This is a genomic window from Allostella sp. (assembly GCF_041913585.1).
GTDB lineage: Bacteria > Pseudomonadota > Alphaproteobacteria > ATCC43930 > Allostellaceae > Allostella.
The window spans coordinates 1-10,936 of the sequence record NZ_JAYSFE010000142.1 but is presented as its reverse complement, the minus strand read 5'-3'; the positions used below and the strand labels follow the sequence as shown (position 1 = coordinate 10,936).

12 protein-coding genes and 1 pseudogene are annotated in these 10,936 nt (G+C 70.4%); 9 read left to right on the top strand and 4 right to left on the bottom strand.

The features are described from left to right. Together ACE3Q3_RS20430 and ACE3Q3_RS20425 are read right to left on the bottom strand one after the other, a co-directional pair. Positions 1 to 479: pseudogene (locus ACE3Q3_RS20430) on the bottom strand (TRAP transporter permease); the annotation flags it as partial. 82 nt (positions 480 to 561) lie between these two features. After that, positions 562 to 1,698: a TAXI family TRAP transporter solute-binding subunit gene (locus ACE3Q3_RS20425; protein ID WP_374449088.1), complete on the bottom strand. Its 1,137-nt coding sequence runs from the start codon at positions 1,696 to 1,698 to the stop codon at positions 562 to 564. Positions 1,699 to 1,914: 216 nt separating this feature from the next. On the opposite strand from ACE3Q3_RS20425, the gene ACE3Q3_RS20420 reads away from it, so the two are divergent. Then, positions 1,915 to 2,829 (top strand): phytanoyl-CoA dioxygenase family protein, encoded by a 915-nt coding sequence (locus tag ACE3Q3_RS20420; RefSeq protein WP_374449087.1) that lies wholly within the window; start codon positions 1,915 to 1,917, stop codon positions 2,827 to 2,829. Positions 2,830 to 2,832: 3 nt separating this feature from the next. Here ACE3Q3_RS20420 and ACE3Q3_RS20415 read toward each other — a convergent pair whose 3' ends face one another. Together ACE3Q3_RS20415 and ACE3Q3_RS20410 are read right to left on the bottom strand one after the other, a co-directional pair. Further along, positions 2,833 to 3,024, bottom strand: a complete 192-nt coding sequence (locus tag ACE3Q3_RS20415) for a hypothetical protein (RefSeq protein WP_374449086.1) — start codon at positions 3,022 to 3,024, stop codon at positions 2,833 to 2,835. 25 nt (positions 3,025 to 3,049) lie between these two features. After that, positions 3,050 to 3,364, bottom strand: coding sequence for an antibiotic biosynthesis monooxygenase (locus ACE3Q3_RS20410; protein ID WP_374449085.1), 315 nt, complete (start codon positions 3,362 to 3,364; stop codon positions 3,050 to 3,052). A 62-nt stretch (positions 3,365 to 3,426) separates the two neighbouring features. Here ACE3Q3_RS20410 and ACE3Q3_RS20405 point away from each other — a divergent pair, with 62 nt between their 5' ends. The 8 genes from ACE3Q3_RS20405 to ACE3Q3_RS20370 form a co-directional block, all read left to right on the top strand. After that, a complete protein-coding gene (locus ACE3Q3_RS20405) occupies positions 3,427 to 3,717 on the top strand; it encodes a DUF6166 domain-containing protein (protein ID WP_374449084.1) in 291 nt (96 codons plus the stop codon). 143 nt (positions 3,718 to 3,860) lie between these two features. Further along, complete coding sequence (gene dctP / locus ACE3Q3_RS20400) at positions 3,861 to 4,949, top strand: TRAP transporter substrate-binding protein DctP (protein ID WP_374449083.1); 1,089 nt, start codon at positions 3,861 to 3,863, stop codon at positions 4,947 to 4,949. 68 nt (positions 4,950 to 5,017) lie between these two features. Beyond that, entirely contained in the window at positions 5,018 to 5,530 is a 513-nt protein-coding gene (locus tag ACE3Q3_RS20395) for a TRAP transporter small permease subunit (protein ID WP_374449082.1), read from the top strand. Next, a complete protein-coding gene (locus tag ACE3Q3_RS20390) occupies positions 5,530 to 6,849 on the top strand; it encodes a TRAP transporter large permease subunit (RefSeq protein WP_374449081.1) in 1,320 nt (439 codons plus the stop codon). The genes ACE3Q3_RS20395 and ACE3Q3_RS20390 overlap by 1 nt, the downstream gene beginning before the upstream one ends. Continuing rightward, the gene (locus ACE3Q3_RS20385; RefSeq protein ID WP_374449080.1) at positions 6,846 to 7,547 is read left to right on the top strand and encodes a GntR family transcriptional regulator; all 702 of its coding nucleotides are present in this window, start codon (positions 6,846 to 6,848) and stop codon (positions 7,545 to 7,547) included. Before ACE3Q3_RS20390 ends, ACE3Q3_RS20385 begins: the two co-directional genes overlap by 4 nt. Positions 7,548 to 7,726: 179 nt before the next feature. Then, the gene (locus ACE3Q3_RS20380; RefSeq protein WP_374449079.1) at positions 7,727 to 8,650 is read left to right on the top strand and encodes a glycine--tRNA ligase subunit alpha; all 924 of its coding nucleotides are present in this window, start codon (positions 7,727 to 7,729) and stop codon (positions 8,648 to 8,650) included. Between the two features lie 3 nt (positions 8,651 to 8,653). Next, positions 8,654 to 10,741: a glycine--tRNA ligase subunit beta gene (gene glyS, locus ACE3Q3_RS20375; RefSeq protein WP_374449078.1), complete on the top strand. Its 2,088-nt coding sequence runs from the start codon at positions 8,654 to 8,656 to the stop codon at positions 10,739 to 10,741. A gap of 8 nt (positions 10,742 to 10,749) precedes the next feature. After that, a partial coding sequence (locus ACE3Q3_RS20370) for a PEP/pyruvate-binding domain-containing protein (RefSeq protein ID WP_374449077.1) occupies positions 10,750 to 10,936 on the top strand: 187 nt, incomplete at its 3' end.

The window sequence follows — 10,936 nt, the reverse complement described above, 5'->3', positions numbered from 1 at the left end:
CCGGCATAGAGCGGGTAGAGGAAGAAGACGACCGCGACCGTGAAGAGGATCGGCCCGCCGGTTCGGCGGATGCCCTCCAGCACCAGCAGGCAGAGGACCCCGGCCAGCACCGTCGGCAGGGTCGGCGCGAGGATGTCCCAGCCGCTGGAGATGATCGTCTGCGCCTCGACGGCGAGATAGAGGGTGACCCCGATCGCGGCCAGTCCGAGGAGGTAGTCGAAGAACGGGGCGTGGCCGGCGAACCGGCGATGGGCCGGGAAGGCGAGGAAGGCGACCGACAGGAAGATGCCGATCATCAGGTAGTAGTAGGCGGTGCTGATCGGGCGGACGCCGGAGAGGCCGAGATTGAACACCTGGTTGACCGAGAGCAGCAGGCCGGCGGCGGTGAGCAGGGCGACCGCGACGAACGCGGGTCCGCGCAGACGCGCCGACCGCGCCTCCGGATCGGGCGGAATCGTGCCATCGGTGGCGTCGGTCATCGGCTTGCGGCTCTCCGGATCGAACGATGCCCGTGTCGCGGCCGACACGGGCATCCCTGGGCGGATTGGATCGCCGGCCGGCTCACAGGGCCGCCAGCGCCTTCGTCCGGTACTCTTCCCAGAACTTGGCGAACCCTTCGGCCGGGACGTTCCTGGCCTTGGCGTCGGCCGTCGCCTGCGCCCAGGCCGCCTGCAGCGCCTTCTGCCGCTTCAGCGCCTTGTCCTGCCAGGCCTGGCTCGCCGGCGTCCAGACGCCGGCTTCCTTGAGCGCCCGGACGGCGCCGTCGTGGAAGGCCGCGTCCATCGGCGGCGTCCCCGACTTGGAGACGTGCCACCGCGGCATGATCGGGTTCACGTCCTTGTAGAGGTCGTAGGTGTCGATCAGCGCCTTGGTGACGGCATAGACCTCGCCCGCGTCCGCCTCGGCATAGATGGTGACCATCGGATAGCGGTAGCCCATGACCGCCGCCGGCTTTTCCGCGGAGATGCCGGCGCCGATCGTGTCGTTGAAGGGCTCGAGGAACGGCACCGCCTTCTGCACCGCCGTCCAGCCCTTGGCGTTGTCGGCCGGCAGCGGCACCCAGGTGATGCCGTTGGGAGAGGACGCCAGTTCGTAGAGGGTGGCGGCGTTGGGCGCGGCGCCGGCGGCGTCGGCCTTGCCCTCGACCAGCGCCTTCAGGCTCGCCCCGTAGTTCGGGAACGGCACCAGTACCATGTCCTTCCAGGTCAGGTCGGCGAAGGCGAGCAGCCCGTCGATCTTGACGTTGACGGAGGCATTGGCGGCGACGTAGGCGAAGCGCTTGCCCTTGAGGCTGGCGACGTCGGTGATGCCGCTGACCTTGGTCGCGACGACGCTGAAGCCGTTGACCCGGCCGAGCATCACCCGCAGGTCCTGCGGCCCCCAGTCGGGCGCGGCGAAGTCGTAGAGCCCCTCGGCGGCGAAATAGGCCTCGTTGGCGAGCCAGGCGTAGCTGACCCGCTTCGTCTTCAGCGGCAGCAGTCGGCCGATCGAGGTGCCCGAGGGCTGGAGGCGGACCCGGGTCCCGTACTTCTTGCCGAAGGCGTCGGCGACGGCGGACGCCTCGACATAGCCGGTCGAGCCGACGTCGTAGGTGCTCCAGACCATCGTGTCCGGCACCTTCTCGGCCGCCACGGCACCGCCTGCAGCCAGGAGCAGCGCCGCCGCGACGGCGCCGCCCCGCATGGTCTCGATCTTCATTCCGTTCCTCCCGAGCGAAAGCACAGGGGGCCGCTTGCGGCCGATCGGCGGCCGGCGCCCTCTTGTTGGCGGCGACATTAGGGGAGCGGTCCGAGGAGCGTCAATCGAAGCGCCGGCCGCGGTCGATTGCACGGCCGGCCGGCGCGCACTAATATATCAGCGGTATCCAACGAGCGGCGCCCGACGAGGCGCCGCCTGCCGCGGGAGAGCCTGCCGATGACGCCCGAAGACATCCTGTCCCATCCGCCGCGCAAGCTCACCCAGGCGCAGCGCGAGGCCTACTTCCGCGACGGCTACCTGCTGCTCGAGCGCATCATCCCGATGGAGACGGTGGAACTGCTGCGCCGGACGACCGCCGAGATGGTCGACCGCAGCCGCAAGGTGACGCGGTCGGACGCGGTGTGGGACCTGGAGAACGGCCATTCGGCGGTCCGGCCGCGGCTGCGCCGGCTGTCGGCGCCCTGCGACCATCATCCGGTCTACTGGGACTATGTGCGCGACATGCTGGGCGACATCGCTGCCGACCTCCTCGGGCCCGACGTCAAGTTCCACCACTCCAAGCTCAACTTCAAATCGGCCGAGGGCGGCACCGAGGTGAAGTGGCACCAGGACATCCAGTTCTGGCCGCACACCAACTATTCGCTGCTGACGATCGGCACCTACATCCACGACTGCGGCATGGAGAATGGCGCGCTCGGCGTCATCCCCGGCAGCCACGACGGCCCGCTCTTCGACCAGTACAACGACAAGGGGCAGTGGACGGGCTGCCTGCAGGAGGCGGACCTCGCCAAGGTCCCGCTCGACCGCGCCGTCTATCTCTGCGGCCCCGCCGGCTCGCTCACCATCCATCATTGCCGCACCATCCATGGCAGTGCGGTCAACGACTCGCCGGCCGACCGCCCGCTCCTCCTCGCGACCCTCGCCTCGGCGGACGCCATGGCCTACACGGGCAACCCCATCAAGTCGCGCTGGGAGCATTTCCCGGTGCGCGGCGGCAAGGCGCGCTGGGCCCATCACGACCCGCGGCCGTGCCTGCTGCCGCCCGACTGGTCGGGCGGCTACAGCTCGATCTTCGCCCTGCAGCAGGAGGAGAGCGGCGGCGAGGCGCCGATCCGCGCCTACGCCGGGTAGGCCTCAGCCGCAGCGGCGGCAACGCACCTCCTCGAAGATGGCCGGCCAGTCGCCGTCAGTCGCGGCATAGTCGAGGAGGCAGCGCAGCGCCTTGGAGGGGTCGGCCATCCCGTAGCGGCGGGCGACCTCGGCCAGCATCTCCAGCGAATCGGGATAGATCTCGAAGGTGACGCGCACCTTGGGCAGCGACGACATGGGGGCTCCGTCAGGGTGGCTGCGATCAGGCCTTGCGGTCGGCCAGCGTGTAGTCGCGCACGACCTCGGCGACGCGGATGCGGAAGTCGCGGATGATCGATTCCTTGCCTTCCGCCTGGGCCGCCCGGTGCTGCGCATGCGCGCGCCAGCGATCGACCGCCGCCATGTCGCGCCAGAAGGACAGCGAGACGTAGCGGCCCGGGCGCGACAGGCTCTCGAAGCGCTCGACCGAGAGGAAACCGTCGATCTGTTCCGCCTCGCGACGGAGTGCGGCGGCCAGTTCGAAGTAGCGCTCGGCGCGCCCTTCGACCATTTCGACCTCGAACATCACGGCGATCATCGGCGTCGGCCTCGGCAGGTGGCGGGGCAGGCGACCATAGACGGATCAGGGAGGAACTGGCGATGAAGCTCTACGAGGGCAGCCGCAGCCTGGCCGGCGCGGTGGTGACGGTCGACGGCCGCCCACTCGACCCGCGCTACGATCTCCGCCGGCTGTCGCCGGCCGGCTTCGAATGGACCTACGAAGGCGCCGGGCCGCAGCAACTGGCCCTCGCCCTGCTCGCCGACCATCTCGGCGACGACGCAAGGGCGCTCGCCCTGCACGAGGCGTTCATGCGGGCGGTGGTGGCCGAACTGGACAATGCCTGGGAACTGACCTCCGACGACATCGCCGAGGCGCTGCGCCGGCTCTGATTCCGGACCGGGACCGGCGCCTTCGTCTTTGCGCCGGAGCAATGCCCGCGTATAGAATACCATTCGCATACCACGAATATATCAGCGGGCCGCCGGACGGCGGCATCGCGAGCGGCGCTAGACCGCGATCTCGGGAGGGGACGATGACGAAGCTGGAAGTGTCGCGCCGCAAGGCGCTGTCGGGTCTCACCATGGCCGGGCTGGGGGCGGGCGCGCTGGCGGCACCCGCCGTCGTGCGCTCCGCCGTGGCCCAGACCCTGAGCTGGAAGATGGCCACCGCCTGGCCGGGCGGGCCCTTGATGGACATCGGCGCCAAGGCCTTCGCCGATCGGGTGGCGCAGCTCACCGAGGGCCGGCTCAAGGTCCAGGTGTTCCCGGGCGGCGCGCTCGGCAATGCGCTCAAGGTCTCGGAGACGGTGAAGAACGGCATCGCCGAGATGGGCCACACCTGGATGGGCTACGACTGGGGTGCGGACACCACCACGGTGCTGCTCGGCGGCTATGCCGGAAGCTTCGATTCCGAGCGCATGCTGCACTGGCTCTACGAGGCGGGCGGTGCCCAGATGCAGCGCCAGTTCCGCGACGAGACGGCGGGCATCGTCTCGCTGCCGCTCTTCATCCGCACCGCCGAGGTCTTCCTCCATTCCCGCAAGCCCGTCCGGACGCTGGCCGACATGAAGGGTCTGAAGCTGCGGACCGCCGGCGCCTGGCTCGACATGGCGAAGGAGATGGGAGCGGCCCCGGTGACGACCGCGGGCGGCGAGATCTATCCCGCCCTCGAGCGCGGCGTCATCGACGCGACCGAGTGGGGCACGCTCTGGGAGAACCTCTCGCCCGGCTTCTACAAGGTCGCCAAGTACCTGATCATCCCGGGCGTCCACCAGCCGACCGCGCCGTTCGAGCTGTGCATCAACAAGGCCGCCTGGGCAAAGCTGCCGGAGCGCGACCAGAAGCTGGTCGAGATCGCCGCCAAGCTCACCACCTTCGAGAGCTGGACGCGCATCGGCGTCGAGGACGCCAAGTCCCTCGACGTCTACCGCAAGGCCGGCAACGAGATCATCGAGCTCGCCCCCGAGGTCCAGTACGAGACCAAGCGCGTGGCCATCGAGTGGGCCCGGAAGCAGGGCGAGAAGAACGCCTGGTTCAAGAAGATCCTCGACAGCCAGCTCGCCTTCGAGGCCGAGTGGAAGGGGGCGAACCGCTGGCGCAACGTGCTGGTGAAAGAAGGCTGACCGGCCGGCACACGGGGGCAGCCGGGCGGGAGCGCCGCCCGGCCGCTCCAGGGGGGAGATGATCTGGGATGGATGCCGTCTGCCGGGCGATCGACCGCCTGAGCACGGTGGTGGGCGTGCTCGCGGCCTGGCTCCTGGCGCCGCTGGTCATCGCCCTCTGCTACGAGGTCGTCGCGCGCTACGTCTTCGGCGCGCCGACCATCTGGGCCTACGAACTGGCCTATCTCCTGACCGGCTCGGGCTGGATGCTGGGGATGGCCTACGCGCTGGCGCGCGGCGCCCATATCCGGATCGACGTGCTCTATCTCGGCATGTCGCCGCGCCGGCGCGCGCTCGTCGACCTCTTCGGCTATCTCGTCCTGCTCATCCCCTTCCTCGTCTGGGTCACCACGACCCTCGACGACCGGGCGATCCACGCCATGCAGTCCGGCGAGCGCACCGGCCAGTCGGCCTGGAACCCGCCGATCTGGCCCTTCCGCACCGTCTTCCTGGTCAGCTTCGCCATGCTGACCCTCCAGGCCGCGGCCGAGGCGGCGCGCGCCGCCATGATCCTCCTCGGCCGACCCCCGGAGCGGCGCTGATGGACTACACCTCGCTGCTGCTCTTCCCCTTCCTCCTGGTCCTGCTCTTCGCCGGCTTCCCGGTCGCCTTCTCGATGATGGCGACGGCCTTCGTCTTCGGCGTCTGGACCTTCGGCTGGGCCTTCGTCTTCCAGGTCTCGGAGAAGATCGAGGACGTCGCCTCCAACTTCGTGCTCGCCGCGGTGCCGCTCTTCGTCTTCATGGGGACGATGATGGAGCGCTCGGGCATCGCCAACCGGCTGTTCGAGGCGATTCACCTGTGGACCCGGCGCCTGCCGGGCGGACTCGCGGTCGGCACCGTCCTCATGTGCATCGTCTTCGCCGCCTCCAGCGGCGTCGTCGGCGCGACCGAGACCGTCATCGGCCTGCTCGCGATCCCGGTGATGATGCGCTACGCCTACAACAAGGAACTGGTGGTCGGCACGATCTGCGCCGGCGGCTCGCTCGGCACCATCATCCCGCCCTCGGTCGTCGTCGTCATCATGGGGCCGCTCGCCAACGTCTCGGTGGGCGACCTGCTTGTCGGGATGATCTTCCCCGGCCTCATCATGGCCGGGTCCTACATCGTCTACATCCTCGTCCTGTGCTGGCTGCGGCCGTCGGCCGGGCCGCGGATTCCGCCCGGTCCGGACGATCCGCCGCTCGGCGAGAAGCTGCGCGTCACTGCCCGCGCGCTCGTGCCGCCGCTCTGCATGATCTTCGCCGTCCTCGGCTCGATCATGCTCGGCTGGGCGGCGCCGACCGAGGCGGCGGCCCTGGGGGCGGCCGGCTCGGTCGTCCTCACCATCTTCTACGGCACCTTCACGCTGCGCGTGCTGCACGAGGCGGTGATGAAGACGCTGCTGATCTCGACCATGATCATGGCGATCATCCTCGGCGGCAGCATGATGACGGGCGCCTTCGTCGGCGCCGGCGGCATCGCCGTCGCCCAGGAACTGGTGAACAGCCTGTCGCTCGGCCCCTGGGGCCTGCTCGGCATCGTCCTCTTCCTCGCCTTCCTCGCCGGGTTCTTCCTCGACTGGATCTCGATCGTCCTCATCCTGGTGCCGATCTTCTCGCCACTGCTGACCGGCGCCGGCATCGACATGGTGTGGTTCTGCATCGCGCTCCTGATCGTCATCCAGACGAGCTACCTGTCGCCGCCGATGGCGCCCGCCATCTTCTATTTCCGCGCCATCAGCCCACCCGAGATCACGACCGGCCACATGTATCGGGGCGTGCTGCCCTTCATCGGGCTGCAGCTGGTGACGCTGGCGATCGTGCTGTCGTTCCCGGGCGTGGTCCTGTGGCTGCCGAAGATGCTACTCACGCCGGGATGACGCGCACCCCGACCCGGAATCCGAGGCGCCGCAAGCCCGACCCCGCGGAGGCCGAGGGCCAGAGCCTGACCGAAACCGCCTACCGGCGGTTGGAAGAGCTGATGGTCACGCTCCAGCTCGCGCCCGGCTCCGGGGTCTCGGAGGCCGAGCTCAGTCGCCGGCTCGGCATCGGGCGGACGCCGATCCGCGAGGCCCTGCAGCGGCTGGCGCGCGAGCGCCTGGTGGTCATCCTGCCGCGCCGGGGCATCGTCGTCTCGGAGATCAACGCCCTGACCCAGCTCCGCCTGATCGAGACGCGGCGGGAGCTCGAGCGCCTGCTGGCGCGGCGCGCCGCCAAGCGCGCGACCGAGGCCGAGCGGGCGCGGTTCCGCACCATCGCGACCGGCATGGCCAGGGCCGCCAGCGAGGAGGACGACATCGCCTTCATGCGCCTCGACCAGGCCTTCAACGGGCTGGTGACCGAGGCCGCGCGCAACGAGTTTGCGGCCGGCGCGATGAGCCTGATGCATGGCCTGTCGCGGCGCTACTGGTACCACCACTACAAGCAGGTGGCCGACCTGCCGCTGTCGGCGCGCCTGCACGGCGCCGTCGCCGAGGCGATCGCCGCCGGCGACGAGGCGAAGGCTGCCGAGGCGTCCGACCGGCTGATGGACTACATCGAGTCCTTCACCCGCGCGACGGTCGACGCCGCGCTCTGAGCCGGACCGCCGGCAGGAGTGCCGGTCGCGTGGCACGGTCGCGGCCCGTCCGCCCTGCCGGGCGCCGGCTGCGGCAAGAAGGCCCGGATGCCCAGGACGGCGGCGCCTGCCGCTTGCTTGACCCTCCATGGGGCCATGTTTAGGTTGCGCCGCACAAATTCGTCAGGGACCCGATTTCAATGGCCTCCAACGGCGTCCGCGGTCGGGGAACCGGCCTCAGCTTCCAGTCGCTGATCCTCACGCTGCAGAATTTCTGGGCAGAACAGGGCTGCGTCATCCTGCAGCCGCACGACGTGGAAGTGGGCGCCGGCACGTTCCATCCGGCGACGACGCTGCGGGCGCTGGGGCCCCGCCCCTGGCGCGCCGCCTACGTCCAGCCCTCGCGCCGGCCGACCGACGGGCGCTACGGCGAGAATCCGAACCGGTTGCAGCACTACTACCAGTTCCAGGTCATCCTGAAGCCGTCGCCGCCCGACAGCCAGGCACTCTATCTGGAAAGCCTGAAGCGGCTCGGCATCGACCCCTTGGCGCACGACATCCGCTTCGTCGAGGACGACTGGGAGAGCCCGACGCTCGGCGCCTGGGGCCTCGGCTGGGAGGTCTGGTGCGACGGCATGGAAGTCAGCCAGTACACCTATTTCCAGCAGGTCGGCGGCATCGAGTGCAACCCGGTTTCGACCGAGCTGACCTACGGGCTGGAACGGCTGGCGATGTACATCCAGGGCGCCGACAGCATCTACGACCTCGAGTTCAACGGCGTCCAGGGCCCCGGCCGCATCACCTATGGGGACGTCTTCCTGCGCAACGAGCGCGAGTTCTCGGCCTTCAACTTCGAGCGCGCCGACACCGGGCTCCTGCTGCGCCACTTCGTCGATGCCGAGCGCGAGTGCCAGAGCCTGCTCGACGCCAGGCTGGCGCTCCCCGCCTACGACCAGTGCATTAAGGCGAGCCACACCTTCAACCTGCTCGACGCCCGCGGCGTCATCAGCGTCACCGAGCGCGCCGCCTATATCGGCCGGGTGCGGGCGCTGGCGAAGGGCTGCTGCGAGGCCTGGCTGGCGGGCGAACTCGCCCAGGCCCAGTCGGGCGAAGCGGGGGCCTGAGCCATGGCCGAACTGCTGCTCGAGCTCTTCTCCGAGGAGATCCCGGCGCGCATGCAGGCCCGCGCCGCCGACGACCTGCGCCAGCTGCTCGCCGACGGGCTCGCCAGGGCCGGCCTCGCCCATGACGGCGGCCGCGCCTTCGCCACGCCCCGCCGCCTCGTCGTCGTCTTCGACGGCGTACCCGAGGCGCAGCCCGACCTCGCCGAGGAGCGCAAGGGCCCGCGCGTCGGCGCCGCCCAGCCGGCGATCGACGGCTTCCTGCGCGCCGCCGGCGTCGCCAGCCTGGACCAATGCGAGAAGCGCGCCACCGATAAGGGCGAGTTCTGGTTCGCCGTCCTCCGCAAGGCCGGCCGCGCCGCCGCCGACGTGCTGCCCGCCATCGTCACCCAGGCGGTGACCCAGCTGCCCTGGCCGAAATCGATGCGCTTCGGCCATTCCCAGTTCCGCTGGGTCCGGCCGCTGCACCGTGCCCTCTGCCTCTTCGACGGCCGGCCGCTCGCGGGCGATCTCGTCCTCGACGAGGCGACCCGCCTGCCCTTCTGCGACCGTTCGAGCGGTCACCGCTTCCTGGCGCCGGCGGAGTTCGCCGTCACCGGCTGCACCGACCTGAAGGCGAAGCTCGCGGCGGCAAAGGTCATCCTCGACCCGGCCGACCGCCAGCGGACGATCCTGGAGGCGGCCCGGGCGCTGGCCGCGGCCGAGGGGCTGGCGCTGCGCGAGGACCCGGGCCTGCTGGCCGAGGTCGCCGGCCTCGTCGAATGGCCGGTGGTGCTGATCGGCCGCATCGCCGACGCCTTCATGGACGTGCCGGCCGAGGTGCTGGTCACCTCGATGCGCACCCACCAGAAATATTTCGCCCTCGACCGCGCCGACGGCAGCCTCGCGCCGCGCTTCCTCGTCGTCGCCAACATGGCGGCCGCCGACGGCGGCGCGGCGATCGTCTCCGGCAACGAGCGGGTGCTGCGGGCCCGCCTGTCGGACGCCAAGTTCTTCTGGGACCAGGACCGCAGGCTGCCGCTCGGCGACCGGGTGCCGGCGCTGGACAAGGTCGTGTTCCATGCGAGGCTCGGCACCATGGGCGAACGGGTGGCGCGCCTCCAGGCCCTGGCGGCCGAACTCGCCCCCGCCATCCCCGGCTGCGACCGCGACCTCGCCCGGGCGGCCGCCGGCCTCGCCAAGGCCGACCTCACCTCCGGCATGGTCGGCGAGTTCCCCGAGCTCCAGGGGATCATGGGCCGCTACTACGCCCGCCACGACGGCGAGCGCGAGGAGGTGGCGGAGGCGATCGCCCAGCACTATTCCCCGCTCGGCCCCAACGACCGCTGCCCGTCGCAGCCGGTGGCGGTCGCCGTCGCACTCGCCGACAAGATCGACGCGCTGGTCGGCTTCTTCGCCATCGACGAGAAGCCGACCGGCTCCAAGGACCCCTTCGCCCTGCGCCGGGCGGCACTCGGCGTCATCCGCCTGATCGTCGAGAATGGGTTGCGGGTCCCGCTCGCCCCGCTGTTCGACATCGCCCTCGGGCTCTACCGGCCGGTGCTGGGCGACGCGGGACCGGCCACCGTCGCCCCCGCCCTGCTCGACTTCCTCGGCGACCGGCTCAAGGTCCACCTGCGCAACGAAGGCGTGCGCCACGACCTCGTCTCGGCGGTCTTCGGCACCGGCGGGGAGGACGACATCGTCCGTCTGCTCGCGCGCGTCGCCGCCCTCGGCACCTTCCTCGGCAGCGAGGACGGCGCCAACCTGCTCGTCGCCTATCGCCGCGCCTCGAACATCGTCCGCATCGAGGAGAAGAAGGACGGCCCCCACGACGGCGCGGTCGACCGCGCGGCGCTGGCCGAGCCCGAGGAGGCGGCGCTCGGCGCGGCGCTGGCCGAGGCGCTGCCGGCGGTGCGCGCCGCCGTCGCCGCGGAACGCTGGGCCGAGGCCATGCGTTCGGTCGCCGGACTACGCGGGCCGGTCGACGCGTTCTTCGACCGGGTCACCGTCAACGCCGCCGATCCCGCGCTCCGCGCGAACCGGCTGCGGCTCCTGTCGGAAATCCGCCGCACGCTCGACAGCGTCGCGGACTTCTCACGCATCGAGGGTTGAGAGCGATCATGACGAGATGGGTGTACACCTTCGGCGACGGCAAGGCGGAGGGGCGCGCCGAGATGCGCGACCTGCTGGGCGGCAAGGGTGCCAACCTGGCCGAGATGAGCAGCCTCGGGCTGCCCGTCCCGCCCGGCTTCACCATCACGACCGAGGTCTGCACCTGGTTCTACGACCATGACCGCCAGTACCCGG